This window comes from Xenorhabdus kozodoii (assembly GCF_002632875.1).
GTDB classification, from domain to species: domain Bacteria; phylum Pseudomonadota; class Gammaproteobacteria; order Enterobacterales; family Enterobacteriaceae; genus Xenorhabdus; species Xenorhabdus kozodoii.
On the sequence record NZ_NJCX01000037.1, the window covers coordinates 1 to 24,192 of the forward strand.

Here is a 24,192-nt window from a genome sequence, read left to right on the forward strand (position 1 = left end):
TGTTCCTGTAATGAAAGAAGTGGTTATCTACTTCTTTTCTATAGCCAAGAAATCGCTTGGAAAGAACACATTGCCACCTCAGAGCAAATGATGCTGGGGCTACAGGAGTATGTCAGAACGCAGTGTCGGTGAAATAGTTTCTCTCTGTAATCGCTCCGCGATTATATCCAATCAGTCTGTATAAAAAGTGATCTATATAACACTTACTGCCATTAGTTAACGCTGGTGGCATTTTTGTATCTGCATTTCACTGCGTCCCGCTCGACGCATAAATACCAAAGAACCTTTCAGGATAAGCCTTGAGGAATACCAGTAGTGGTCTGGTTAACCCTCTTTGGGCTGGTGATTCCTGAGCGCAAGGTTTATCACTAAAAGGAACTAAACCCTATGGGTAAGTCATTAATCATATTGAACGGCGTAAAAATCAGCACCGATAAACAAGGTCGTTACCGATTGAATGATCTCCATAAGGCCTCTGGTGGTGAAGCAAAGCACCAGCCCGGCTTGTGGAATGTCAATCAACAAACACAAGGTCTGGTAGATTTGCTTAAAAAGGAAACTCTAGGAAATCCTATAGTTTCTATCGAAGGCCGCAATGGCGGGACATACGCCTGTAAAGAGTTGGTTTATGCCTATGCCATGTGGATCAGTCCTGAATTTCATTTACACGTGATTAGAAAATTCGATGCTGTCATCATGAGTGAATATAAAGCCAAGCAGGATAGAGATACTGCAAGGCTGGAATACAAACCCATGACCGATGCCGTGAAAAAATCCAGAGAGGAGCAAGGCAAAACCATCGCTCCGCATCATTTCAGTAATGAAGCTGATTTAATCAACCGTATTGCATTAGGTATGACAGCGGCTAAATTCCGTGTCCATCATGACATCGATAGGAAAGAGCCTATCCGTGATTACCTGACACCAGAACAGATGCGGTGCATCACTGAATTGCAGCGAGCCAATACCGTATTTATCTCAATGGGCTGGGACTACGAGCAAAGAAAACACACATTGACCGGCATCTATGAGAAGAATCATAAGAAGCCATTACTGGAAGAATTACACAGGTTGGCGGCTTGATGTTGCGATAAGAGGCTCCGAAATTAGAGCCTCCTCAAAATTGAGTGGACTGATTTCATTAGTAAAATGGGAATGCCGTCGAGGTCCTCAGTTTGGTTTGCCACTCAGCCAAACTTTTTGCTCAGTTCCAATCAGCGAAATTTTTCGCTCATCCTATTTTACAAAATTCTGCAAAGCACCTGAAAACGGGTACTTGATAGAGGGTTGTATAGGTTTTTGGTTTCAGTGGTCTCGCCCGAATAGCGGGTTATATAAACCGAGGTAGTTATTTGTTCTGAATATGGGGAAATGGAACATGGGACAACAAAAAAGCGAGAATTGTCTCGCTTAAAAGTTTAGCCTCGCGCTTCGCGTCCATCTTCATCTTCATTTACTCTGAAACGCCAGTATTTATCCGATTTAACCCAAACAACAGAATCACCACTATCAATTCTAAATTTATTAATCAATTTAGTTGATAGTGCTAAATTTCCGTCTGCGTTTTCTTTCAGATGATGTTCGTTACCTTCTTTTACAAGATAGTCCACAACGTCTTGTTGATGCAGGCACCCGTCATTGTAGAGGGTGGACATCATCCAAACGGAAACATCAGAGATGGATAATTTCTCTGTATTTGGGTTTATGACTTTGGGTTTGTTTGTGTCAGCGACTCCTCAGGGAATGTACCACGCTCTAATTTCTTTCCGCCAAACCACTGGCACCTATACGTTCCAGTAAACTCATCAGTCCTTATCTGGAGCTCTATATCACTGATGGTCATTTCTGGTCCGCCTGAATTTAAATAAACACGGTCACCGAGTTTGTAATTAGGGGTTCTAGGATTTTTAGATTTACTCATAAATCACCTTTTTGTTTTAGGGAACAATCATGGCACTCACAGATAAACAAGATATGTTTTGTCGTGAGTACCTCGTAGATATAAATGCCACGCAAGCGGCTATTCGTGCGGGGTACAGTGAAAGTACAGCCGCAGCACAAGCAAGTCGCCTGTTAATGAATGTTAACATTCAAAACCGAATTCAAGAACTAATGAACGAACGAAATGAGAAGCTGGCGGTTAACGCTGATTATGTTCTCAAGCGTTTAGTTGATATCGACCAGATGGACGTTCTGGATATTCTTACCGACATGGGTGACTTAAAGCAAATAAAAGACTGGCCTAAAGTCTGGCGTACCACGCTATCCGGTATGGAAGTGGTTGAAATGGGTTCACAAGACACCACAGCGTTACTCAAGAAAATCAAGTGGCCGGATAAAATCAAGAACCTTGAGCTGTTAGGTAAGCACGTTAAAGTTCAGGCATTCAAAGAGCAAGTTGAGCAGAAGGTCGAGGCTACGCATAACATTATGCCAGTTCCGTCATGCGCCAACGTAGATGATTGGGAGAGGGCTGCACAACAGCAACAAGGTGAGGTATTAGGTGGATGAATTACAACGTAGTATGGAAGCCATTACCCGGCTCTCAATCATTATCATTGAGCTGCCCTTGCAATGAAATACTGTATGAGGGCACACGCGGCCCCGGTAAAACAGCAGCACAACTTGCCCGCTTTAGGCGCAATGTTGGTGTTGGCTATGGCACGTTTTGGCGCGGTGTCATATTCGATACGGAATACAAAAACCTTGCCGACATCATCACGCAATCAAAGCGCATGTACCGTCTGTTTAAAGATGGCGCTCGTTTCTTGGCGTCAGCATCGGAATTACGTTGGGTGTGGGCGACAGGTGAAGAGTTGTTATTTCGGTTCGGTAAAGAAGCGGATGATTACTGGGATTATCACGGACAGGAATTCCCGTTTATTGGGTTTAATGAATTAACCAAACAGAAATCGGCTGATTTTTATGAAGCCATGTTCTCGTGTCGGCGCTCATCATTTAGGCCGGAGGATTACCCCAAAGAAGACGGTTCGCTGTTAAAGCCCATCCCGCTTGAGACATTCAGCACAACTAACCCGTTCGGCATCGGTCATACATGGGTGAAAAGGCGATTTATTGAACCAGCCCCAAGAGGGACCGTGATTAGAGAAACACAAAAGGTTTTTAATCCTCAGACTGAAAAAGATGAAGACATAACACTAACCCGCGTCGCTATTCATGGATCATTTAGAGAAAACCCATATTTAGACCCGCAGTACATAGCTACCCTGATGAGCATCAAAGATCCAAACCGAAGAAAAGCGTGGGCTGAAGGTTCATGGGATGTGACAAGTGGCGGGCGGTTCGATCACATTTGGAATGCAACGCATCATGTTATTAAGCCGTTTCGAATTCCTGATAGTTGGACTGTTGACCGCTCTCATGACTGGGGGGAGTCAAAACCGTTTGCCAATTTGTGGTGGGCTGAATCAGATGGAACTGAGGCAACATTATCGGATGGCCGAAAGTTCTGCCCTCCTGCGGGTTCACTAATTCTAATTGGTGAATGGTACGGTTGCCCGCCGGATGAACTTAACAAAGGACTGAATATGTCGTCTACAAACGTTGCCAAGGGCGTAAAGTGGATTGATCAGCGTCTGACTGGCGAAGATGCCACAGAACCTGATGAACTTAAGCAGGGCGGTAAGACGCAAGGTCAGTTAAATATCATGCCAGGCATTTGTAAAAAGGTGATTTCCGGCCCAGCGGATAGTTCGATATTCAACACGGGCGATAACGAAGACTCCATTGCGCAAAAAATGGAAAAGCAAGGCATTAAGTGGCTGGAGTCCAACAAAAAGCCCGGCTCTCGCGTTAATGGCGCGTCTCTCTTTGCCGATATGCTGGAGGCCGTCATAGAAGGTAAGAAGTCAGAGTCAAAAATGCCAGAAAAGCCCGCTTTTTATGTATTTGACTACTGTCGTGGGTGGATCAGCCGTGTACCTGTATTGGTTCGTGATTCTAAGAACCCTGATGATGTTGATACTGAACAGGAAGATCACGATTGGGATGCGACACGATATCGTGTTTTGCATAAACCGCAACGGCTCACCAAATCAATCAATTTCAACTGGAACTAACATGAATACAAACGTTGATTATAAACATCCAGCGTACAATGAGTTTTTGCCTGAGTGGAACATGATCGGCGATTGCGTTGATGGCGAGCGAGTTGTTAAGAGTCGGGGTGAAAAGTATTTACCGCATCCGGCAGATAAGAAATCCAAAGATGATCCTAGCAATGAGCGTTATCAGCGTTACTTGCTCCGTGCGTCGTTCATTAATGCCACAGGGCGAACATTATTGGGGCTATTGGGCATTGCCTTTAATAAACCGGTCAAAATTGATATTGCGGATGGCATTGAGTATCTGGAAGGGGATATCAATGGCGAAGGTCAGCCGCTAACACAGATGATACGTGATTCACTTTCTCAAGTTTTACAACGTGGGCGCGCTGGATTGCTAACTGATTTTTCGGGTGCTGGCGTTCAGTCAGAGGCTGAAAAAGGGCGTCCATACATTCGATTATTCACAGCAAAACAAATCATTAACTGGCGTGTGACTAATGGTAAGACGTCATTGGTTGTTATGCATTATCAGGAGCCTAGAGAATCTGATGATTTTGAGTTGCAAATGATCGACTGTTGGGTTGAGTTACGGATTATCAATAATAAAGCCTATTCTCGCAATTGGTATCGAGACGACGACTTAATCGCAGGTGAGTGGGTGGAGCTTAAAGACGCTAACGGCAATTCGCTGTCAGAGCTACCGTGGTCGTGGATTGGCTCAATGAATAATGACCACACACCGGATGCGCCGCCGTTAGCAGATATAGCCTATGTGAATATTAAACATTATCAGGCTGAGGCTGATATCGCAGAGTCAGCGCACACAGTCGGTCAGCCGATGGTTGCGTTAACTGGCCTTGATGATAACTGGGCAGATAAATATTTCTCTGGCGGATTTACTGTTGGCTCGCGTAGTGGCGTGTTGCTGCCCAAGGGGGGTGATATGAAATTCGCCCAGCCAGAAGAGAGGAATATTCAGATAACCGTGGCGGAACGACGGGAAACTCAAATGGCAATGCTGGGCGCTAAATTGATTGAGCGCGGCACCTCTGCACGAACAGCAACACAGGCACAAAACGAGGCACAAACAGATAATTCCATTTTATCCCTGTGCGCGGGTAACGTAGAGCAGGCATTTAATCGCGCGTTGCAGTTCTGTATCCAGTTTGCGGGCGTGGGTGAAGCATCGATTGAATTAAGTAAAACCTATGAAATTGCCCAACTGGATTCTGCGGCCATTTCTACTCTATTATCTGCGGTCCAGTCCGGTGAGATGAGGAAGGTTGATTTCATCCGGTATCTGCAAAGTATCAATATTGTTCCACAAGATGAAAGCCCGGAAGATATTGAGGATCAGTTAAGAAACAAAGAGCCTGAAATGCTGGAGTGATAAATGAAATCCATCAATGAACTGATAATGGACGAGTTGATTGCTCACTCACTGTTTTCTGGTCGTTATAGCACGGGCGTTGCTCGCAGGATGGTTAAGGCGTTGAACGAATTTGACGCAGAGTTAACGACATCGTTAATTGTCGCGCTAGAGGGTGTCAGTATTGACGCTGACAGTTTCACGATGAGGCGATTGGAGTCGTTATTATTCAGTGTCAGGATAATCAATAAAAATGCGGTTGAGAGCGCATTTTCTGTGTTATCCCGTGAAATGCTGGAGCATGTCCGCTATGAAATTGGCTACTATCCGTCACTATTTGACTCCCTATTGCCTGATGCCATTCTGAGGCGATACCCACTGGTAGCTGTGACAGAAGAAATGTTGTACTCATCGGTGATGGCGCGTCCGTTTCAAGGGAAGTTATTATCCGAATGGGCTGATGGACTGGAAAAAGACCGAATAGCCCGAATAAATAATACAGTTCGCCATGGTTATTTGAACGGTGAGAGTGCGATTGAGATTGGTCGAAAGATTAGAGGTCATGCCAATCAAGGGCATAAAGACGGCGCGTTGCAAATGAGTCGGGCTAATGCAACTACGATAGCAAAAACGGCAATTAATCATCTGCAAGCCACCGCGAGAGACCAATTTGCAGAATCCAATAAAGATATTCTCGATTGCAAGCAGTGGCTCTCTACGCTGGATAATAAAACCTCTCACGATTGCATTGTCAGGGATAGACTGAGGTACACACTCGAAGGTAAGCCGATAGGGCACAAAATCCCATATAAGCAAGGACCCGGTAAAATTCATTTCAATTGCCGCTCTACTGAAACCCTAGTTACTAAATCTTGGCGAGAGTTAGGTATTGATTTAGATGAGATGGACGCTGGCACACGAGCCTCAATGGATGGTCAGGTGCCAGAGAATACAACATTCCTTGAGTGGATACAGAGACAATCAGAATGGCGACAGACGCAGGTGTTTGGCGAAACGCGTTTCCGGCTGATGAAAGAGGGTGGTATGCATCCTTCGCAGTTTTACACAGATAAGGGCGAGTTTATTTCACTGGATAAACTCAGGCAGATTGATGAACACGCATTCAGAGAAGCCGGTTATGCATAATCAGCTCACAAAATTTACAAGGTCACTTCGGTGGCCTTTTTTATTGTCCGCAGTCAGTGACTGCATCATCAAAACCCGAGGTTGACGATGTTTAAGTTTGCATTAACAAAAGAAGAGTTTGAGGCATTAACTGATGAACAAAAAGCCATGTACAAAGTGCAGGGTGACAAATATCAGTTACAGATCGAAGGGATGCCTGAAATACCTGACGTCTCTGGTTTGCAAAAGAAGGTGGATGAACTGCTTTCTGAGAAGAAATCAGAACAGGAAAAACGCCGTCAGGCGGAAGATGCAGCGAAGAAAGCCGCAGAAGAACAAGCCCGCAAAAATGGGGACATCGAGGCACTGGAAAAAAGTTGGTCTGAAAAACTCACCGCACGTGAAACAGAGTTATTGGACCAACTTGAAGCTAAAGACACTAATCTTCGCACTTTGCTGGTGGATAACGTTGCGCAGTCATTGGCGGCTAAATTGGCAGGGGATAGTGCGGCGCTACTTCTTCCACATATCAAATCACGTCTAATTGTTGAAGATGGCAAAACACGAGTTGTGGATAGTGAGGGCAAGCCCTCTGCGCTGACTATTGACGATTTAGAGAAAGAATTCCGTGGCAATAAGCTTTTTGCGCCTGTTGTTATCGGTAGCAAGGCGACGGGAACCGGCGGTGAGGGTCAGCAGCGCCATACTGTCACCAGGGGCGGCGGTAAAACTTGGCACGATTACACGGAAGCAGAGCGCATTCGTTTATTTGATGAAGATCCTGAGGAATTTAAACGCCTCCAAAAAACTCAGTAATGTAAGGAAGAAATATAATGGCAACAACCCGTTTATCCGATATTTTCCGTGGTGACTATTATCAAGCAATTACGCCACTGAATAGCCCAGAAAAAACCGCTGTATTTGAGTCTGGCATTATTACTCGTTTGCCTCAGTTGGATGCTATCGCATCTGATAGCCAGGGAACAGCAACGATTAACTACTGGAATGATTTAGATGCGAACGAGGCGCCTAACGCAACCTCAGACGATCCTGACCAAATTGGTAAGGTTGGGAAAGCCAGCCAATCCAGCCTGAAATCTCGCGTATTGTTCCTGAATAAAGGCTATGGTGTGGCTGATTTGGCGGCAGAATTGGCAAACAGTGAACCGATGGCTCATATCCGTAATCGATTCGGTACTTACTGGACTCGTCAGTGGCAACGCTATCTTATCGGCACTGCACGTGGAATTATTGGCAGCAACATCGCTAACGATAACAGCGACATGGTTATTCAGGGTGGCAATGAAATCTCAGCCAATAACTTGATTGACGCCGCTTTCACTGCGGGTGATGCGGCTGACACATTCAGCGCTATCGGTGTTCATTCTGTTGTCATGAAACAGATGGCTACCCAGAACCTGATTGAGACTATCCGTGATTCAGAGGGTCGCGTTATTCTGCAAACGTATCTGGGCAAACCCATCTTCATGGATGACAGCTTGAGGCATGAAGACGGACGCTATCTGACCGTCTTCTTCGGCGGCGGCGCGTTTGGTTATGGCAGTGGTAATCCTCATACCCCGGTTGAGCTAGACCGTAAAGCCTCTGGCGGTAATGGTGGGGGTGCCGAGGTGTTGTGGGAACGCAAAACGTTTATCCTACAACCAGCGGGATTTAGTTGGTTGGGTGAGGAAGACCCAAACAAAACACCGTCGACAACTGACATTGCTCAGGCGAGTAATTGGCAGCGTAAGTTTGACCGTAAAAACGTCCCGTTTGCAGCGGTATTGAGTGGCAAGCCCAATTCTGGCAATACAAAAGTCAAAAACGCTGAGTAAATCAGGTAAGTGACGAATAATTCACAGGGGCTTATCGCCCCTTTTATTTTGAGGTGAGCGTGATTGATTCAGATAAAAATTCGCCAACGTTTAACAGCTATGCCAGTGTTGCAGATTTGAAGCAGTTTGCTGTTCAGCGTGGCTATTCATTGCCTGATGATAGTGCCCTGCCGCCTCTTTTGTTTCAGGCGATGGACTACCTAGCTACTAAACAGTGGAAAGGGTGTAAGGCTAACAAAAATCAACTACTGGCGTTTCCAAGAGCAGGAATTTATGTCGATGGTGAGTTAGTACCGGATCAGGTTATCCCCAAACCGATAATTCAGGCGCAGTGCCGACTGGCTGTTGATTCGTTGGAGTATGACCTGACCCCCACAGTCGGTGGTGAAGTGGTGTCTGAGGCTGTCAGTGGCGCAGTATCGGTTACATACACAGAAGGAACTAACTCAGGTGTACCGAATATGGCTTGGTTTAACTCTCTATTGCGCGGTTTTCTGTCTGGTGGTGGTGCAACATTTAAAGTATTTAGGGGGTAGAGATGGCGAAATTCTATCCACGAATGCAAAAAACATCCGAACGGTTACTCAAAAAGTACGGTGCTAAATTTCAGGTTAAACGGGATGGCAAGCATTGGGTTGATGATGAAGGTCAAGAGCATCATGAGCCGGGGAAGCAGTTCGGAAGCATTGGAGTAAAAACCAAGTATAACCCTAACGAAATAGACGGCTCGTTAATACTGTCAACTGATATCAAGATGGTGTTTTCGCCTGATTTGGCAATAGAGAAAGGTGATCAGGTATTGGTTGATGATGTCTGGCTGAGGATTATTGAGCCTAACCCGATAAAGCCCGCCGATATTGTGTTGTGTTATCAGTCTCAATTGAGGGGGTAATATGGCAGATCCGTTCATGGCATCGATTGATGCATTTGTGAGTAAAGCCAAAGGTAATATTGAAGCCGTATCAAGGGGGGCGTTTATCAAAATACTGTCACGATTGGTCATTATGTCGCCCGTTGGCAACCCTGAATTGTGGGCGGTCAACCGGACAGCGCGCGAATATAACCGAGCTGTTCATGATTGGAATGATCAGCAACGGTTAGACCCCAACAATCTGACTCCAAAAAAGCGTCAGTTAAAAAAACGCGCTCGCGTGCATGATTCCATGGATATCAAAGCCCCATCAGGATACACAGGCGGCCGGTTTCGGGGTAATTGGCAAGTAACCTTTGATGAAGTTCCTTCCGAAGAGACAGGGCGCATTGATAAAAGCGGCAATATGACTAAATCGGTCGGTGATTTGGTTATTGGGCAATTCAAGGTTGGGGTGAAAGCGGTCTATTTCTCAAACGTAGTGCCTTATGCCTATCGCCTTGAAATGGGACATTCGAAACAAGCACCAAGTGGGATGGTCGCTGTGACAGCGCAAGAGTTTCAGAAGTTCTTTAGCGAGGCTGCTGTGGAGACAGGATCATGAATCAATCAACGATAAATGAAACCATTCGTTCTCACATTGGTAAGTTTGCCAGGCAAGAAGGACTGAAAGTAGCGTGGCCTAACATGCCATTCAATGACATCAATGATCCGTACCTCCAATTGCACATTATGCCTGCGACGACACAAAACATTGGGTTGTCGTTGGATATGCCTGTCTTCCGTGGTGTGATTCAGGTGAATGTGGTGGGCAAATCTGGTTCCGGTGACTCATCGTTGGCGGATATTGCTGATCGAGTAACTGAATTCCTACAAAACGGGCTGTCATTGACCGACACGTTATACCTCAATGATGAGCCGAATATCTATCCCGCCATACAGGATGGTGCTAACTACACCATCCCCATACGAATATCCTATCAATGTAACGCAATTCGATAATACAGCCGCCCATGTTGGCGGTTTTTTTATGCATAAAAGAGGTTAACGATGGCCTATAACATCCCTAATGGTTCCCGTGTGTATATTGCAAGTAAGTACGGGGATGAAGTTAAGTTCTCCGCCGCATCCAATGCAGAAGAGGCGGTACTGACAGTTGAGTCCGCTACTGGCATTACTAAAGGTGACATTGTGCATGTCAATTCCGGCTGGAAGAAAGCATCCGGTGTTTATCGCGTCAAGGTTGCGGCTGAAAAAAGCATCACACTGGAAGGTTTAGATACGACAGATAAGAATGCATTCCCTGCTGGCGGCGGTGCGGGTTCATTGAAGAAAGTGCTGGCATGGGAAGTCATGCCACAGGTAATGACGCTGTCTACGGAAGGTGGTGAGCAGCAAACGCAAGAAGTTCAGTTCTTGGAAGATGAACAAGCGGAAACTATCGATACCTATAAAAATGGTGTTGTTCAGGTTTACACCTTCGCCCATGACGCCAAACTAGCTATCCGTAAGTTACTCATGAAGCTGGACGACAGCAAGCAGATTACCGCCATTCGCTTCTATAACAAACGTGCAGCAGAAGACCGCTATTACACCGCGTCCGTGTCGTTCCAGCGCGTCCCCAACACGGCAATGAACGAAGTAGAAAATGTGACTGCCCGTTTCTCTCTCAAATCTGACATGCAGATTTATACCAACGCAGAATAATAACAGCCCCTAATGATGGGGCTTTCTTTTGAGGATTTTTTACATGGCTAAGTTTACGCTCGTTCCTAACCCTAAGTTCAAAGCAGACGTTCAGATCCCTGTAGCAGGGCAAAAACCGGAAGTCGTTACTTTCACATTCCATCACAAACCGATTAGCGAACTGGATAAAATGCGTGAAATGCCAGCTCAGGAATTCTTTGAGCAAATTGTTGCTGGCTGGGCGATAGAGGAACCCTATAACGCCGAAAATTTAAAATTGTTGCTTGATAATTATCCGTCAGCAACAACAGCAATTACCACGACCTATTACAACGAACTGTTGGGTAATCGCGAAAAAAACTAATCGCGGTCGCTGAGGCATTGTATGGAGGAATGAGTGCAAAAGATGCCGCTGATTTTGAGCGAGCCTTTGGCTTCCTTCCAGACGAACATGATATGGCGGTATGGCCTGATGTATGGGATTCGTATCTGACGTTTAATGCCATGCGGACACAATGGCGTGTTGGCGTGAACGGCGCTACAGGTCTGGATTACTCCCCGCTAAATCAGGTCATGGATTACCTCAACATCAAAGACAGAGCGACCGTATTTGACGATATTCGGGTGATGGAAGTTAAGGCGCTCGAAGTCATGCATAAGAAGTAACAACTCCTTTTAAGACCTCCCCAGTGGAGGTTTTTTCATTTCTGGCGCTGTCACGGGCGCAAAACCAAGAGTCTTGAGGGATACGAGTCTGAGGGTGGGCGATGGTTGTCATCGTACCGTCTTGGGTCGCTCATTCCTGCGTGAACAGACTCTATCACCTGAAGGCATCTTACGATGATTAAAATAATTCCAATGGAATATGACAAGCAATTGTTTCCATTTAGTAATGAATGCTGGGTAAACGCAACTACTGCTGCCACCCATTTTGGGAAAAAGGTATTTGATTGGTTGAGATTGGATTCAACCAAAGAATATATAAAAGAAATTGGCGAAGAGATTGATATAGAAGTAATAAATTCTAAAGGCGGGATTTCCCGACTTTTAGTTGATGTGAAAAAGGGGCGTCATGGCGGTACTTGGATTCACCCAGAACTGATCATTGAATTTGCTCGCTGGCTGTCCCCTAAATTTGCCAGAGCGTGTGATCGTCATATCAAAAACATGCTGATGGCTCAGAACCTGACCTTGACAGAAGAGCAGGTGATCGGACTGCTAACCTACCAAGAACCAACAACATGGGAAAAACGCTTTCAAGAACCGTACTATCAAGCGCTATCCAAAATGACCAGTCTTCCCTATTTCGGACATGTTGGTGGCTCTCCTGCGTTGTTTGGGCAAATTACTGCTAAATGGGTTTACGGCATCGCTTTACCTGCTTGTGTCTATGAGTCAGCCAAGGAATCAGCAAAGGATAGCGGTGAAAAAATCCATCAATTTCTAAAAGATAAAGCGCTACGCTCCATTGAAGCTCAAATGATTGCTGTTACCAACATTGCAAATAGCTGTGTCGATTACAAAGACTTCGAAGCCAGGTGCATGACGGCATTCAACATAAAAGGCCAGATGAAATTAATTTACCCACAAGTCGCATGACCTCCTTCGGGAGGTTTTTATATAACAAAGCAGGCCGTCTGTGACCTGCAGTTATTTAAGTATTAGTTTATTAACGGGATAAAATATGAAAAATTTAGAGAGCTTTAAAAAGCGGTTCAGGTCTCCCGCTGATCATATCAGCGTTAAGCCTTCTGATGGCTTTAAACAGGTTCTCGAACGTGCAAGCAAGAGACCGCCACGTATCATCGAGTCCATTCCCGTAAGCATAAAACTGGATACAGAAACGATATCCGGTGAGCTGCTCTTTTGTGCTGATGATGTAGTCTGTTATGAGGGGCTCCACTCTGAACAGGCCTTTCTTGAATTCAGCCCCTTCAAGCTGAAGATAAAGAGATAATTTATCAAAAGTCCAAATAACAGATTCTTTCATTGCATTGATTTGATAATCCCGGACAAAGAACTCGAATCTTCCGTTTAATAAGTGAGTGCAGAGAAATAGCCCAACGTCATGAGATGCCGATGGTGCACCTGATAGCAGGCAATCGGTGCTCTCTAAAACTGATTCCTCACTATTTATCCATTTGAGAAATGAGTAGAAATCTTGAACAGCTTTCTTTTCTGAATATGGATAAAAATCTTCTAGGCAGGTCTCAATAAGCTCGGGATTTTTTCTGAAATTGTAGTATTGGCCTTCTCTTACTGCATCTACAGTTTTTCCCCATGGCTGGCTTCTTCTTCCTGACTCAGTTATTTCAAATGATGAAATGACTAACATATTTACAGTTCCTGTCTGGTTAATAGTTAATTTATTAACCAATCATTATTACAATCAATGGAACAGGACATAAAGCTCAAAAAGTAAAATGCATGATCGCATTCAATATAAGACCTTATTAATAACCGCAAACGGTAATTAGTTTTGCGGTTTTTTATGTCCGAAGGAAAGAGAAATGACTGATGTAGCAACTATCTCATTAAAGGTTAACACCTCTGACCTTGAGAGGGGTGAGCAGAAATTAAACTCATTTAAAGATGCCGCTGATAAGGTCAGTAATTCCACAAATAAGTTATCCAACGAGTCAGAAAAGAACGCTGCGGCTTCTGCTGCTATGGCGAAAGAGATTGACCGGATACACCGAAGTGTTTCGGAGTTAGCAGCTAAAGAGCGGCAAGCCGCGTCAGCCTCAAAAGTTCTTGCAGCGGAACAAGATAAAGTCGCTGAGGCGTTTTTCAAACAGATTGATGCTATTAAACGCAACGCTACCGCGACAGAACAGTTAACCAAGATTCAGGCGGAAGCCAGAAAAGCCAGACAGTCAGAGAAGTTAGATCTTGATTCCTACCGCAATATTCTTTCTGACATTATCGGCAAAAAGAAACAAATAGCAGATGTTGATGCGAAACAATCCGCAGCGGGTCAGGCGTTCCTTGTCAGATTAAAAGATCAGCTCGCAACACAAAATCTCAGTCGTAATGAATTATTGAAGCATAGAGCAGCGCAATTAGGTGTTAGTTCTGCGGCAGAGATTTATATCAACAAGCTAAAAGAAACAAGCAAGGAAACTGGTAACTTAAGTGGAAAAAATAAGTCGGTTATTAATGGGCTTAAAAACATTGCCAGCTCAATGGGAATGGGTGGACTATTGCGTGGTGGAGCGATTGGCGCCGTCATTACAGGGGTAGGAAGCATTGCCAAGGTCGCTTATGAAGCAGAAAAGGAATTCACCCAATTCAATAAGCAGCTTATTTTAACAGGTAATTACGCCAATAAAACCGCTTCACAGCTCAATGAAATGGCTCGCGTTATGGCAGGGAGCGGCATTGCTCGGTCTGAAATGGCTGCATCTATTGCAAGCGTCGTTGGTACAGGGCTATTCAGAGATAATGAGATATCCCGTATCGCTAAAGCAGCGGCGCAGATGAATTACATTACTGGTCAGGCGGTTGATACGACAATAAATCAATTTAAACGGTTACAGGATGAGCCGTTACAAATGTCATTGGAACTGGAAAAGGCCAATCACCATTTAACCGCTGCTCAATTGGAGCAAATCAGGACATTGGAGTTACAAGGCAATAAAACGCAAGCGGCTAGAGTAGCCATCGATGCGTATGCGCAGTCTATCAACGATGGTGCAAACGATATAGCTAAAAATCTGGGGTATCTTGAATCTGCATGGCTGGGAGTGCAAAACGCAGCTAAATGGGCTTGGGATGCAATGCTCAATAAAGGCAGAAAAAACACGCTAGATGAACAAATACGCGAAAAAGAAGAGTTACTTAAAAACCTTAGTAATTTATTCATCACTCCAAAGTACAGGATTGACGGACTTAAAACTGAGATAGAGGCTCTCAAAGAAGAAAAGTTTCAAATTGATATCAAAAATGCACGGGAGCAGTCTAAAAAGAACGCCGAGCAGATAGAGATTGAAAATTTTAAGATTCGCCAATATTACCATGATAAATATGCAAGTCGGGAAACTAGGCGTAACGAGGAGCTGGCAAAACTGGAAGCCAGAAAACACGCACTAACTAAGGAGCAGTACGAAGAAGCTAAGAAGCAGATCAACTATGTGCATCGTGACCGCAAAATGCCCGGCACTGGAAAAGGATCTAAATATAAAGTTGATGCGGGCACTCGTGCTGATGAAGCCGCAAGCCAAGCGCTACTATCTCTACAAGCTCAGCTACGAGTCCTTAAAGAGCACAAGACAGTCAATGATGTAATTAGCTCTGAGCGCAAAAAGCTGTGGGATATGGAATCTAAAATTGCCATTCTGGAAGAGGCACAAGGCAAACGTAAATTGACAGAGGGAGAAAAGTCACTCCTCCTACAAAAGGACACCATTCTTGAATCTCAGCGTGCTTTGGCAATAGTTGGTGATGAAGTTGAGCTGCAAAAACAAAAGAACAGGGAGCTAGATCAGCAAAAGAAAAGGATTGATGAAATTAATGCGCGCACAAAAGCATTAATTGATAGTGCTGGTAAATCTGACCGAGTCTATCAGCAGGAAATAGCTTTAGGGAAAGCCAAAACACCAGAAGAAAAAGATGCGTTAACGAAACATTTCGAAGAAGAAGAGGCTTTGAGGGGTAACTGGGAAAAAGGCATTCAAAAAGGCTTTGCTGAATTCCAAGAACAAGCCACTAACACCTATGGCAACGTTGCTCAAATCTCACAAGCAGCATTTGCTGGTATGAGCAACTCTCTGTCTGATTTTCTTCTCACTGGTAAGGCTAACTTTGGCGATTTTACTAAGTCAATTCTTAGCATGATTACCAAAATGCTTATGCAAATGGCTATGTTGCAAGCCATGAAAGCGGCGTTTGGTGGTACTGAGTTTGGTAAGACATGGTTTGGATTTGCTGGAGGAGGTTACACCGGAAATGGTGGCAAATACGAGCCAAAAGGCGTAGTTCATGGCGGCGAATTTGTATTTACCAAAGAATCAACTCAGCGTTTAGGTGTTGATAATTTATATAGATTAATGGATAGCGCCAAACGTGGCTATGCTTCCGGTGGTCATGTTGGTGGCTCTCAGCCAATGACAGTAAACACTCCGACACCAAGGATGTACGGGATGCAACCTGCGCCCGCTGGTGGAGTTCAGGTCAATCTTGGCGGCATTCATGTAGAAAATCAGCAACAACAATCTACCGCTTCAAATATCGATGCACGGGCAGCAGAGCTATCACTGACGAAGAAAATAAGGTCTGTGTTAGTTCAAGAAAGCCGCGATGGTGGTGATTTGTATAAGATCATTAGAGCGGCTAGTGGTAGACGGTAGAAATTATTAATCAATAGCCACCGAGTTGGTGGCTTTGGGCTGAGATGTAACCATAAAGCAAATGAGAATATATGCTTATGTGTAGATCACATTACGACTTGTAACTGTCCATTTTGCTTCATTTTGCACCATACTTTGATTAAGATTCATGTATCTGATTAAAGTGGGAGGAAAAGATGAAGATAATAAGTTTTCTAATGCTATTTTTGGTAAGTTTTAGCTCTTTTGCTGGTTGGAAATACGAGGAAAGCCTCGATAAGATGCGAGGGAAAACTATTAATTATGCAACCTTGCATAGTAAAAAAAATGATAACGGAATAAAAATAGCACTACTAGCGACTAGCATTAATAATAAAAATACGGACTCTATAAAAATTATTATCGGCGGCGATGAGGCGGATTGTGGTATAGAGGAGTTTTGTATTGGGTATATAAAATATGATGATGGGCGAGTCAACGAATTGCCCATCATCATATTAGGAAAGAACAAAAGAATTATAAATGTTGTTGAATATCATGCTGTTACAGACTCTCTTAGACTCTCACAGCGTGTTTTTATTGAAATTCCATTAAAATCAAAAGGTGCAACTCAGTTTGAGCTATACCCTCATGGATTAAGGTTTGCTGGATATCAAGATAATGTTGAATTTATCAATATTATTGGTGGTATAGATTTCAAGCAGCCATATAGCTCCATTTATGCCAAGGCCAAAGATAATAAGCCAAGGATAGATGGTGCAGCATGCTCAAATGTTGATAAATCCGACTATTCATTAATGGGAGTAAAAGCCAATGTTGAGATGTGCTTTTACAATGAGCGTTTAGTAATGGCAAGTTTTTCATTACCCAAAAGCAATAAGCTGAGGAATAAATTAATTTCTGCCATTAATAAAAATAGAGGTACATCCGAAGAAGCAATGAATGGACATGCGTTGTGGTTGTCCGATGATTTTTCTTCCATATCAACTATATTCATGTTTCAAGATAATAAAAACATAGAGATTAAGATGATTTATCAACCAAATAGCAACTTTATCCCTGCCGTAGATGAAAAATTATGAGAGAGCCGTTTTAGCATAAACAAGATTAATTAAATGAGGATGGTAGGGATGAAAAGCTTTGGAATATTCCTTCTGGTTATTGGTGTTCTTGCTGTTTTTGCATCATTTAATATGGATGTAAGTGTAGCAACTGGATATGGTGGAAGGGTTAATAATATCGGGTTGGTGGCTCAAAGAGAAAATATCTTGTTGATTAGCTGCTTTGTCGTTTTGTGTGGTTTGTTGTTGGCTATCTTTGGAGGAAAGAAAACTCTTAATAGTGATAGTAAAAACAATCAAATGAAGTGTCCATTTTGTGCAGAACAGATCAACGTTGAAGCGTTCAAATGCAAGCATTGCGGCAGTGATGTTCAGGAAAAAATAGAAGAAATAACCCTTAAGAAATTTAAGCCATCTAGTGTCCCTTCTGAGTTTTTTTATAAAAGAAGGAAGGATGGGATAGAGTTAATAGATGATAGGGTTAAGGAGCTATCAGAAACGTTGATAAAAGCAAATATAGACAAGGACACTCAAGAGATAGAGCTTCATTATCAATCGGAAATAGAGAGCCTTAATAAAAGGTTGCCAAAAGCAATTCAGAAACAATTTCAAGACAGGTATGTATACTGGCTTCACAACATTGACTTGGTCAAGGTAGACCCTATTGTGGATGCCGCAAAAAAAGCGGTTAACATAGAAGATCTTCTTATAAAGAAAAGAGACGGCTTCATGATAAATGATGACGGAGTGAAACAGTTAGTTGAATCATTTTTTATTCAATCTCCAGACTCAATGAACGTGCACCAAGACTTTGAAGATGAGATCTCCACAATAAAGCGCACTCTGCCCAGTGAAGTTCATGAATCATTTATCAGAAAAATAAAGTATTGGAATAATGCATTAACAGATAATAACAATAAGTAACAGCCCTACAGGGTTTTTTACTATCCAAACTCTCACGTCATACGCCATTGACTTATACAATAAGAGTGCTATTATCACTCTATACATACACCAATGGCGCACTGAAACATGATATTCATTGAGACTCATATATTCACCGAAGACTGTAAAGAGCTGTTAAGTGATGATGAATATCGCGAGTTTCAGCAATATCTTGCAGACAATCCCGCTGCGGGTGATGTTATCCAGCACACTGGGGGCTTACGTAAAGTTAGATGGGCATCCAGAGGTAAAGGTAAACGTGGCGGTGTACGCGTCATTTATTATCACAAGGTCGATGTCTCACATATAAGGCTGCTTCTGATTTATAAAAAAGGTATTAAAGATGACCTTAGCGAGTCAGAAAAGAAAGTCTTGAGAGCATTAAATGAGGGGTGGTAACAATGGACAGTAAATTATTTTCCAGACTCACTGAAAGCATGACACAGATGAACGAAATCATGAATGGCGAACGTGCCGCCTCTCGTGAGACCATTATTGAGGCAGTGAAAGTAAAAAACATTCGTCAGGCAACCGGATTGAGCCAGACGGGGTTTGCTAAATTAATCTCTGTTAATGTTGGAACCCTTCGTAATTGGGAACAAGGAAGACGAGAACCAACAGGACCTGCAAAAGCATTGTTAAAGGCAATAGAGAAAGATCCGGTTCATGTCTTAAAGGCGTTATCTATGTAGCTTACTAAGCCCCATTATGGGGCTTTTTTGTTGATGATATGCCACCGGGCGGCCTACAGTGGGCTTTTTCTCCATTGGAGGAAGTTAGAAATTTAATCTTCTATCTCGTGTTTTAAGTTCCAAAGCATTTCTTCCAGCGCTCTGATTCTATCTGCAAAGTCCGCCCTATGCTCAAGGCTTTGCTGATTGATGTCACCTAAAGAACCTTCAAGTCGTTTAACTATTTCAGCATTCAGTGATCTTCCGTTTTTCTTGGCTTCTTCTTGTAGCCGCTCTTTAAGTTCAGATGTCATTCTGACACCAAACGGTGCTATGTCTCTTATCTTCATTACCAATTCTCTGTGAGCTGAATATAGTTACACAATGTACTCATAAAATGCTTGACATGATATGCTCACGATGTAATGATTGTGTAATCATTACACGATGTAGCTAAAGTGAGGTTATATGGAAAAGGTAAGGAATATAGCACCAACTGGCATCCGAATGCCGGATTCTCTAAAAGCAGTATTAAAAATGGTAGCAAAAGAAGAAGGGAGGTCACTCAATAGTGAAGTTGTTAAAAGGTTAGAGCGCAGCCTGAAAGAGGATGGGGTTTTAAATGCGCAATAAAGGCGAAACCTCGAAGGCTGCCACCGACGAGGTTCCAGTAACGTTAAATATGTACAAGGAAATAACGCTATGAAAATTTTAGCACCTGCAACACAAGCTGTCACTATGTCAAGCCGTGAGATCGCGGAACTGACAGGAAAAGAACACAAGCATGTAGTACGCGACATTGAGAAAATGTTAACTGATCTAGAAATCTATAGTCCAGATTTGGACTTTAATGATTTTAAAGGGTTTTCTATTAACCGCGGCACTTACAAAGGTCGCGATATTATAGAGTCCATTGATTTAGACCAAGATTTAACAATGACTCTTGTTATGGGCTACAAAGTCCAATTGAGACACAAAGTTGCTAAACGCTGGCGTGAACTGGAAACGGGTATCGCGCAACCTCAAATCCCCCAATCATTACCAGAAGCACTTCGCCTTGCCGCTGACTTAGCAGAACAGAAAGCGGAACTTGAGCACAAGGTCGAAGAAATGAAACCGGATGTTGCAGCACTGGAGCGTATCGCAAAATCAGACGGTTCTATGTGTGTAACGGATGCTGCAAAACAGTTACAGGTAAAGCCAAAGTCATTGTTTGACCTGATGAGTCATAACAAATGGATTTACCGTCGCATGGGAACCCCTTGGGTTGGCTATCAAGAAAAAATCCAGCAGAGGTTAATTGAGCATAAGGTTACTGTTGTGATTAAGCCTGATGGTGAAGAGAAAACAGTATCTCAAGTTCGCATCACTCCGAAAGGCATTTCCAAACTGGCTAAGATGTTGAGTGTGAAAGAAGCAGCTTAAGGATTTGAAGGTCAAGGGCAGCGATCAAATACTGATCGTTTTGACAGAAACGGCCAATTTAACAGTGATTACCAGATATAACAATACTAAACTACTCGTAATACGTGTGTAACTGGTTGAATATTCGAGGCAACTCGCAAATTTCGATTGTTTACCTTTACAAAACGTTACAATCACGAGATAAATAGATTCGCTAAAAACGGCGAAGCCCCCGACTACTAGGAATAGTCAGGGGCTTCTTATAAAACGTCTACCACTCTAACGGGAGAATAGACATGACTAGTATAGCAATTAGCAAAACGAATAACACTAAGCAGTTAACTTTTCGTAGCACTGTGTTTAATCCAGTATCTCATGCCAACAAGGTTTGGTTTACCGCTGTTGAGTTGGCTAAGGCGCTTGGGTACAAAAAATCAGATGCAGTTAACCAAATTTATGAGCGTAATTCTGATGAGTTTACCCCAGCTATGACCGAGACCCTCAAATTGAGTGTCTCGGAAAAATCAAAGGGTTACGAAGATAATTTACAGAAAACGGTACGCATCTTCTCACTTCGAGGCGCTCATCTGGTTGCTATGTTCTCAAAGACGAGTGTTGCTAAAGAATTCCGTAAATGGGTGCTGGATATACTGGATCGAGAAATTGAGAAAGGTGGAAATATAGATCTGTCATCTGAACTCAGAAACGCCAATGCCTTATATAAAAACCTAATGCACCTCAAAGATGCTTGGGATACCCTCAATCCGCATTTATCTGTTTTAACACCTGATATAGCGCATGCGTTTAATGGGGCATTTAGTAATGTGAGCGGTCCTGTCTTAGCCCTTAAAAATGGCCTTGAGCGAAAGGCTAGCTACTGAACTAACCCCAAGCCACGGACGGCTAAAAACTGACATATTTTGATGCATTTTAATCGTCAACAGAACAATAGTAATATAGCCAATGCTATTGAACCTTAGGTTCAAGTGGACTAATATCACCTCAAGGAATATTATCAATGAGCTAAATATTGAATCTTTTGGTGAGGGGGACGGTATGCCGTTACATCTTGAAAATATAGATAAAGTTGCTGCTGATTTCAGTCACCTTAATGAGTCTGAGCGCAATCGTGCTCTGTATGATGTTCTTAATCCATTGGCTAACGAGATAGTAAAGGACGTTGACGAACTGATTCTACCTCCGGGATATCGACTAATTCGGGTTGATAACAGGCTAACATTAGGTAGAACTCATTTTGAATTGGCATTGCTATGCGATATCACTAATGAAGTGGTTTATTATAATAAAGTGATAATAACCAATGACGTAGAGTTAAATTGTAGACCCGTATCACAAGTATTGATTTGGCGCACGAAAAAACCTACACACAACGCTGCGCTAATTGGCTTGGCTTCAAAAATATTCTTCCATTACCTGATTAAAAGCTATGACGTTGTAGCTTCTGATGTAAATCAAACAACTGAGGGCATGTCATTCTGGCAAGCTAGAATGTATGAAGCATTACAATATAGATTGTATGTCTACGGCTACGACGTAATGAGTGGTGAAGTTAGACAAATATCTAATGAAGATGAAGTGGGCTACTATCAGTCTTGGTTATGGGGTAATGCAGAACATTACATGAATAGGCTAGCCATAATATCGAGAATAGCTCTCCCGAATAACTAACTAACCCGCACTCTAGCGGGTTTTTTGCTATCTAACGCCGCTTAACTGCGGTTTTTCTTTTTATAGGTACTTATATGGCTATCGAAGAATTTAAATGGCGAACTCAAATTCAAGATTCTCCCAGTGGTGAATTTAAACACCGAGTTAAATCAATTGAGTTTGGTGATGGTTACAAACAGGTCGTCGCTGATGGAATTAATTCCGAAACGCAATCATGGCCTTATTCTTATTTAGGAGCAAAAGAAGAAGTGGTTCCAATCTTTCAGTTTATTCGTAATCACACGGCAAAATCATTTATCTGGAGACCTCCGTTTGGTGAAAAGGGATTGTATCGAGTCAAATCTGACTCAATCACCATGACCCCTATGGCGGGAGGCATCATGAAAGTATCAGCAACTTTTGAACAGACATTCAGCGCATGACTATTAATGCAGATCTCCAGCGCCTTGAAGTGGGGCATAAGATTTTATTGTTTTCGGTCGATGGCTCGGCCTTTGGTGGGCCAGAATTGTACTTTCATAATCACACCATTCCTTACACAGAAGCGGAACTGGAAAACCCGGACGACCTGCCGATTAAATCAATCTGGTGGCAGGGGGTGGAATATAAACCGTGGCCTGTCCACATTGAGGGGTTGGAAGTAAACAGTGATGGTCGGACAGTATCCCCCACACTCAGCGTTGCCAACCTCGATGGCACGATCAGCGCCTTATGTCTGGCGTATCAAAATATGGTTCAGGCACGGGTTACCATCCGTATGACCTTTGCGCATTATCTGGATGCCCGTAATTTCCCCGACGGGAACCCAGAAGCCGATCCGACACAGGAAAAAATCGATGTTTTCTATATCGACAGTAAAACCCATGAAGATAATGAAACTATCCAATTTGCCTTATCTTCACCCGCTGACCTGCAAGGGATTCAAATCCCAACCCGTCAGATTCATAGCCTTTGCACATGGTGTATGCGAGGACTGTATCGCAAATCCCCTTGCAACTATACAGGGAATCGATATTTTGATGAGAATGGTAATCCAACTGATGATCCCTCTAAAGATGCATGTGGTGGCTTAATGAGTGATTGCAAAAGCCGACATGGAGAAGATGCACAATTGCCGTTTGGTGGGTTTTCCGGCTCTGCTTTGTTAAGGCGGTGATCATTCAATATTAATATTGCTATTCCTTACATCTGGCTATCAAAATATCTAAGGGGTAATATGCATTGATATTTTAAATATTTGGAGGGTGAGGCGGGTGAATCCAACCAATGAAGAACTTGATCTATTATTCGATGATGTAGTCGATTATATAGCAGCCAAAGAATATATATCGATTGATGAAATAAAAGATTTTTTCGATATAGGCTATAACAGAGCGACTCGGTTATTGGAGAAAATGGAGGAAATGGAAATAGTTATATGGGAGTTTCATAATGAGACTTCCCGATATAAAGTTATTACTTCATTAGTAACGGAAGCGCAGAAAAGAAGAAGAAAAAAATCAACCCCAAAAGCCAACATAATTAATACCAATAATAGTAACAGTGAGGTATTAGTAACGAATTTTTTGGGATGGATTATTGGAGTGGTTATTTTCATTATTATGATAGCAGTCCTCCACTCTTGTTCGGGTAATTCTTCTGCTCCAGAAACAGATTACTGCTCAGATGATACGACAGCATACATCTACGCAAAAAAATTTATATCAACACATTTAAAAGCCCCATCAACGGCTAAGTTCGCTAGCTATTATGATGTTAAATCTTCTCAGCCAAAGGAGTGTAAATTTAACTTTATTGGTTATGTTGATGCTGAAAATAGTTTTGGTGCCATGATAAGAACACAATTTGAAGCCACCGTTCGTTATGACAAAAATAAAGACACATACTATTTAGAGCATTTAAATATGTAGCCTACTGCTATATTTGTCTATACACCCTGCTCGTGCGGGGTTTTTTATTGCCCAGAGAACTCATATGCGCCCACATATTACCCAAGCCATCATGGATCACGCGCAGGCCGAATACCCCAATGAATGCTGCGGTCTGGTGATTCAAAATAGCCGCAAACAGCAATATATCCGCTGTCGCAACACGGCTCCCTCACCCACAGAACAATTCAGTCTGCACCCCACGGATTAC

At 43.0% G+C, this 24,192-nt stretch carries 32 protein-coding genes; 28 read left to right on the plus strand and 4 right to left on the minus strand.

The annotated features are described in order from the left end of the window. Positions 1-387: 387 nt before the first annotated feature. The gene (locus tag Xkoz_RS17680; RefSeq protein ID WP_099143277.1) at positions 388-1,083 is read left to right on the plus strand and encodes a KilA-N domain-containing protein; all 696 of its coding nucleotides are present in this window, start codon (positions 388-390) and stop codon (positions 1,081-1,083) included. Between the two features lie 335 nt (positions 1,084-1,418). Here Xkoz_RS17680 and Xkoz_RS17685 read toward each other — a convergent pair whose 3' ends face one another. Together Xkoz_RS17685 and Xkoz_RS17690 are read right to left on the minus strand one after the other, a co-directional pair. After that, on the minus strand, positions 1,419-1,679 hold the full coding sequence (locus tag Xkoz_RS17685) for a DUF6953 family protein (protein WP_422646068.1): 261 nt from the start codon (positions 1,677-1,679) through the stop codon (positions 1,419-1,421). A 23-nt stretch (positions 1,680-1,702) separates the two neighbouring features. Next, on the minus strand, positions 1,703-1,921 hold the full coding sequence (locus tag Xkoz_RS17690) for a YodC family protein (RefSeq protein ID WP_099143279.1): 219 nt from the start codon (positions 1,919-1,921) through the stop codon (positions 1,703-1,705). Between the two features lie 29 nt (positions 1,922-1,950). On the opposite strand from Xkoz_RS17690, the gene Xkoz_RS17695 reads away from it, so the two are divergent. The 14 genes from Xkoz_RS17695 (at position 1,951) to Xkoz_RS17760 (ending at position 12,555) form a co-directional block, all read left to right on the plus strand. Beyond that, positions 1,951-2,511 carry a terminase small subunit gene (locus Xkoz_RS17695; RefSeq protein WP_099143280.1) on the plus strand — a complete coding sequence of 187 codons (561 nt, stop codon included), beginning with the start codon at positions 1,951-1,953 and terminating at the stop codon, positions 2,509-2,511. Beyond that, positions 2,508-4,079 (plus strand): terminase, encoded by a 1,572-nt coding sequence (locus tag Xkoz_RS17700; protein ID WP_099143281.1) that lies wholly within the window; start codon positions 2,508-2,510, stop codon positions 4,077-4,079. The genes Xkoz_RS17695 and Xkoz_RS17700 overlap by 4 nt, the downstream gene beginning before the upstream one ends. Position 4,080: 1 nt before the next feature. Further along, the gene (locus tag Xkoz_RS17705) at positions 4,081-5,457 is read left to right on the plus strand and encodes a DUF4055 domain-containing protein (protein WP_099143282.1); all 1,377 of its coding nucleotides are present in this window, start codon (positions 4,081-4,083) and stop codon (positions 5,455-5,457) included. Positions 5,458-5,460: 3 nt separating this feature from the next. Next, positions 5,461-6,582 (plus strand): structural protein, encoded by a 1,122-nt coding sequence (locus tag Xkoz_RS17710; RefSeq protein WP_099143283.1) that lies wholly within the window; start codon positions 5,461-5,463, stop codon positions 6,580-6,582. An 87-nt stretch (positions 6,583-6,669) separates the two neighbouring features. Next, the gene (locus tag Xkoz_RS17715) at positions 6,670-7,377 is read left to right on the plus strand and encodes a hypothetical protein (protein WP_244183501.1); all 708 of its coding nucleotides are present in this window, start codon (positions 6,670-6,672) and stop codon (positions 7,375-7,377) included. 17 nt (positions 7,378-7,394) lie between these two features. Then, the gene (locus Xkoz_RS17720; protein ID WP_099143284.1) at positions 7,395-8,399 is read left to right on the plus strand and encodes a phage coat protein; all 1,005 of its coding nucleotides are present in this window, start codon (positions 7,395-7,397) and stop codon (positions 8,397-8,399) included. Between the two features lie 59 nt (positions 8,400-8,458). Next, on the plus strand, positions 8,459-8,935 hold the full coding sequence (locus tag Xkoz_RS17725) for a DnaT-like ssDNA-binding protein (RefSeq protein ID WP_099143285.1): 477 nt from the start codon (positions 8,459-8,461) through the stop codon (positions 8,933-8,935). A 2-nt stretch (positions 8,936-8,937) separates the two neighbouring features. Continuing rightward, positions 8,938-9,291: a hypothetical protein gene (locus Xkoz_RS17730; protein ID WP_099143286.1), complete on the plus strand. Its 354-nt coding sequence runs from the start codon at positions 8,938-8,940 to the stop codon at positions 9,289-9,291. A gap of 1 nt (position 9,292) precedes the next feature. Next, positions 9,293-9,874: a hypothetical protein gene (locus Xkoz_RS17735; RefSeq protein WP_099143287.1), complete on the plus strand. Its 582-nt coding sequence runs from the start codon at positions 9,293-9,295 to the stop codon at positions 9,872-9,874. Next, positions 9,871-10,272, plus strand: a complete 402-nt coding sequence (locus Xkoz_RS17740) for a phage tail terminator-like protein (RefSeq protein WP_099143288.1) — start codon at positions 9,871-9,873, stop codon at positions 10,270-10,272. Before Xkoz_RS17735 ends, Xkoz_RS17740 begins: the two co-directional genes overlap by 4 nt. Before the next feature lie 48 nt (positions 10,273-10,320). Next, positions 10,321-10,977 (plus strand): phage tail protein, encoded by a 657-nt coding sequence (locus Xkoz_RS17745; RefSeq protein WP_099143289.1) that lies wholly within the window; start codon positions 10,321-10,323, stop codon positions 10,975-10,977. 43 nt (positions 10,978-11,020) lie between these two features. Beyond that, complete coding sequence (locus Xkoz_RS17750) at positions 11,021-11,320, plus strand: phage tail assembly chaperone (protein ID WP_099143290.1); 300 nt, start codon at positions 11,021-11,023, stop codon at positions 11,318-11,320. Positions 11,321-11,349: 29 nt separating this feature from the next. Next, on the plus strand, positions 11,350-11,622 hold the full coding sequence (locus Xkoz_RS17755; protein WP_099143291.1) for a DUF1799 domain-containing protein: 273 nt from the start codon (positions 11,350-11,352) through the stop codon (positions 11,620-11,622). Between the two features lie 174 nt (positions 11,623-11,796). Next, a complete protein-coding gene (locus tag Xkoz_RS17760; RefSeq protein ID WP_099143292.1) occupies positions 11,797-12,555 on the plus strand; it encodes a KilA-N domain-containing protein in 759 nt (252 codons plus the stop codon). 94 nt (positions 12,556-12,649) lie between these two features. Here Xkoz_RS17760 and Xkoz_RS17765 read toward each other — a convergent pair whose 3' ends face one another. Beyond that, on the minus strand, positions 12,650-13,291 hold the full coding sequence (locus Xkoz_RS17765) for a hypothetical protein (RefSeq protein ID WP_099143293.1): 642 nt from the start codon (positions 13,289-13,291) through the stop codon (positions 12,650-12,652). Between the two features lie 175 nt (positions 13,292-13,466). Between Xkoz_RS17765 and Xkoz_RS17770 the strand changes: the two genes are divergently transcribed. The 5 genes from Xkoz_RS17770 (at position 13,467) to Xkoz_RS17790 (ending at position 18,981) form a co-directional block, all read left to right on the plus strand. Next, positions 13,467-16,304: a phage tail tape measure protein gene (locus Xkoz_RS17770; protein ID WP_099143294.1), complete on the plus strand. Its 2,838-nt coding sequence runs from the start codon at positions 13,467-13,469 to the stop codon at positions 16,302-16,304. A gap of 176 nt (positions 16,305-16,480) precedes the next feature. Then, positions 16,481-17,365: a hypothetical protein gene (locus tag Xkoz_RS17775; protein ID WP_099143295.1), complete on the plus strand. Its 885-nt coding sequence runs from the start codon at positions 16,481-16,483 to the stop codon at positions 17,363-17,365. A 48-nt stretch (positions 17,366-17,413) separates the two neighbouring features. Further along, the gene (locus Xkoz_RS17780) at positions 17,414-18,268 is read left to right on the plus strand and encodes a hypothetical protein (protein WP_099143296.1); all 855 of its coding nucleotides are present in this window, start codon (positions 17,414-17,416) and stop codon (positions 18,266-18,268) included. Between the two features lie 108 nt (positions 18,269-18,376). After that, complete coding sequence (locus tag Xkoz_RS17785; protein WP_099143297.1) at positions 18,377-18,688, plus strand: type II toxin-antitoxin system RelE/ParE family toxin; 312 nt, start codon at positions 18,377-18,379, stop codon at positions 18,686-18,688. 2 nt (positions 18,689-18,690) lie between these two features. Then, positions 18,691-18,981 carry a helix-turn-helix domain-containing protein gene (locus tag Xkoz_RS17790; RefSeq protein WP_099143298.1) on the plus strand — a complete coding sequence of 97 codons (291 nt, stop codon included), beginning with the start codon at positions 18,691-18,693 and terminating at the stop codon, positions 18,979-18,981. Positions 18,982-19,073: 92 nt separating this feature from the next. Here Xkoz_RS17790 and Xkoz_RS17795 read toward each other — a convergent pair whose 3' ends face one another. Then, positions 19,074-19,310, minus strand: a complete 237-nt coding sequence (locus tag Xkoz_RS17795) for an Arc family DNA-binding protein (protein WP_099143299.1) — start codon at positions 19,308-19,310, stop codon at positions 19,074-19,076. A gap of 118 nt (positions 19,311-19,428) precedes the next feature. On the opposite strand from Xkoz_RS17795, the gene Xkoz_RS17800 reads away from it, so the two are divergent. The 8 genes from Xkoz_RS17800 to Xkoz_RS17835 all read left to right on the plus strand — a co-directional run. After that, the gene (locus tag Xkoz_RS17800) at positions 19,429-19,593 is read left to right on the plus strand and encodes an Arc family DNA-binding protein (RefSeq protein ID WP_099143300.1); all 165 of its coding nucleotides are present in this window, start codon (positions 19,429-19,431) and stop codon (positions 19,591-19,593) included. 69 nt (positions 19,594-19,662) lie between these two features. After that, on the plus strand, positions 19,663-20,385 hold the full coding sequence (locus Xkoz_RS17805) for a phage antirepressor KilAC domain-containing protein (protein WP_099143301.1): 723 nt from the start codon (positions 19,663-19,665) through the stop codon (positions 20,383-20,385). Positions 20,386-20,660: 275 nt separating this feature from the next. Continuing rightward, entirely contained in the window at positions 20,661-21,245 is a 585-nt protein-coding gene (locus Xkoz_RS17810) for a BRO-N domain-containing protein (RefSeq protein WP_099143302.1), read from the plus strand. A gap of 175 nt (positions 21,246-21,420) precedes the next feature. Next, positions 21,421-22,053, plus strand: coding sequence for a hypothetical protein (locus Xkoz_RS17815; protein WP_099143303.1), 633 nt, complete (start codon positions 21,421-21,423; stop codon positions 22,051-22,053). Positions 22,054-22,127: 74 nt separating this feature from the next. Then, positions 22,128-22,475 (plus strand): phage tail protein, encoded by a 348-nt coding sequence (locus Xkoz_RS17820; RefSeq protein ID WP_167386619.1) that lies wholly within the window; start codon positions 22,128-22,130, stop codon positions 22,473-22,475. After that, entirely contained in the window at positions 22,472-23,209 is a 738-nt protein-coding gene (locus tag Xkoz_RS17825) for a phage minor tail protein L (protein ID WP_099143304.1), read from the plus strand. Before Xkoz_RS17820 ends, Xkoz_RS17825 begins: the two co-directional genes overlap by 4 nt. Positions 23,210-23,306: 97 nt before the next feature. Beyond that, positions 23,307-23,963 (plus strand): DNA translocase FtsK, encoded by a 657-nt coding sequence (locus Xkoz_RS17830; RefSeq protein ID WP_167386620.1) that lies wholly within the window; start codon positions 23,307-23,309, stop codon positions 23,961-23,963. A gap of 64 nt (positions 23,964-24,027) precedes the next feature. Further along, on the plus strand, positions 24,028-24,192 hold a 165-nt coding region (locus tag Xkoz_RS17835; protein WP_208615298.1), incomplete at its 3' end, for a Mov34/MPN/PAD-1 family protein.

Excerpts from the sequence above, each read along its gene's own strand:
- Xkoz_RS17680 (WP_099143277.1), top strand. The coding sequence starts at position 388 with ATGGGTAAGTCATTAATCATATTGAACGGCGTAAAAATCAGCACCGAT.
- Xkoz_RS17690 (WP_099143279.1), bottom strand. The coding sequence starts at position 1,921 with ATGAGTAAATCTAAAAATCCTAGAACCCCTAATTACAAACTCGGTGAC.
- Xkoz_RS17695 (WP_099143280.1), top strand. The coding sequence starts at position 1,951 with ATGGCACTCACAGATAAACAAGATATGTTTTGTCGTGAGTACCTCGTA.
- Xkoz_RS17700 (WP_099143281.1), top strand. The coding sequence starts at position 2,508 with ATGAATTACAACGTAGTATGGAAGCCATTACCCGGCTCTCAATCATTA.
- Xkoz_RS17705 (WP_099143282.1), top strand. The coding sequence starts at position 4,081 with ATGAATACAAACGTTGATTATAAACATCCAGCGTACAATGAGTTTTTG.
- Xkoz_RS17710 (WP_099143283.1), top strand. The coding sequence starts at position 5,461 with ATGAAATCCATCAATGAACTGATAATGGACGAGTTGATTGCTCACTCA.
- Xkoz_RS17715 (WP_244183501.1), top strand. The coding sequence starts at position 6,670 with ATGTTTAAGTTTGCATTAACAAAAGAAGAGTTTGAGGCATTAACTGAT.
- Xkoz_RS17720 (WP_099143284.1), top strand. The coding sequence starts at position 7,395 with ATGGCAACAACCCGTTTATCCGATATTTTCCGTGGTGACTATTATCAA.
- Xkoz_RS17730 (WP_099143286.1), top strand. The coding sequence starts at position 8,938 with ATGGCGAAATTCTATCCACGAATGCAAAAAACATCCGAACGGTTACTC.
- Xkoz_RS17735 (WP_099143287.1), top strand. The coding sequence starts at position 9,293 with ATGGCAGATCCGTTCATGGCATCGATTGATGCATTTGTGAGTAAAGCC.
- Xkoz_RS17740 (WP_099143288.1), top strand. The coding sequence starts at position 9,871 with ATGAATCAATCAACGATAAATGAAACCATTCGTTCTCACATTGGTAAG.
- Xkoz_RS17745 (WP_099143289.1), top strand. The coding sequence starts at position 10,321 with ATGGCCTATAACATCCCTAATGGTTCCCGTGTGTATATTGCAAGTAAG.
- Xkoz_RS17750 (WP_099143290.1), top strand. The coding sequence starts at position 11,021 with ATGGCTAAGTTTACGCTCGTTCCTAACCCTAAGTTCAAAGCAGACGTT.
- Xkoz_RS17755 (WP_099143291.1), top strand. The coding sequence starts at position 11,350 with ATGAGTGCAAAAGATGCCGCTGATTTTGAGCGAGCCTTTGGCTTCCTT.
- Xkoz_RS17760 (WP_099143292.1), top strand. The coding sequence starts at position 11,797 with ATGATTAAAATAATTCCAATGGAATATGACAAGCAATTGTTTCCATTT.
- Xkoz_RS17765 (WP_099143293.1), bottom strand. The coding sequence starts at position 13,291 with ATGTTAGTCATTTCATCATTTGAAATAACTGAGTCAGGAAGAAGAAGC.
- Xkoz_RS17770 (WP_099143294.1), top strand. The coding sequence starts at position 13,467 with ATGACTGATGTAGCAACTATCTCATTAAAGGTTAACACCTCTGACCTT.
- Xkoz_RS17775 (WP_099143295.1), top strand. The coding sequence starts at position 16,481 with ATGAAGATAATAAGTTTTCTAATGCTATTTTTGGTAAGTTTTAGCTCT.
- Xkoz_RS17780 (WP_099143296.1), top strand. The coding sequence starts at position 17,414 with ATGAAAAGCTTTGGAATATTCCTTCTGGTTATTGGTGTTCTTGCTGTT.
- Xkoz_RS17785 (WP_099143297.1), top strand. The coding sequence starts at position 18,377 with ATGATATTCATTGAGACTCATATATTCACCGAAGACTGTAAAGAGCTG.
- Xkoz_RS17790 (WP_099143298.1), top strand. The coding sequence starts at position 18,691 with ATGGACAGTAAATTATTTTCCAGACTCACTGAAAGCATGACACAGATG.
- Xkoz_RS17795 (WP_099143299.1), bottom strand. The coding sequence starts at position 19,310 with ATGAAGATAAGAGACATAGCACCGTTTGGTGTCAGAATGACATCTGAA.
- Xkoz_RS17800 (WP_099143300.1), top strand. The coding sequence starts at position 19,429 with ATGGAAAAGGTAAGGAATATAGCACCAACTGGCATCCGAATGCCGGAT.
- Xkoz_RS17805 (WP_099143301.1), top strand. The coding sequence starts at position 19,663 with ATGAAAATTTTAGCACCTGCAACACAAGCTGTCACTATGTCAAGCCGT.
- Xkoz_RS17810 (WP_099143302.1), top strand. The coding sequence starts at position 20,661 with ATGACTAGTATAGCAATTAGCAAAACGAATAACACTAAGCAGTTAACT.
- Xkoz_RS17815 (WP_099143303.1), top strand. The coding sequence starts at position 21,421 with ATGCCGTTACATCTTGAAAATATAGATAAAGTTGCTGCTGATTTCAGT.
- Xkoz_RS17820 (WP_167386619.1), top strand. The coding sequence starts at position 22,128 with ATGGCTATCGAAGAATTTAAATGGCGAACTCAAATTCAAGATTCTCCC.
- Xkoz_RS17825 (WP_099143304.1), top strand. The coding sequence starts at position 22,472 with ATGACTATTAATGCAGATCTCCAGCGCCTTGAAGTGGGGCATAAGATT.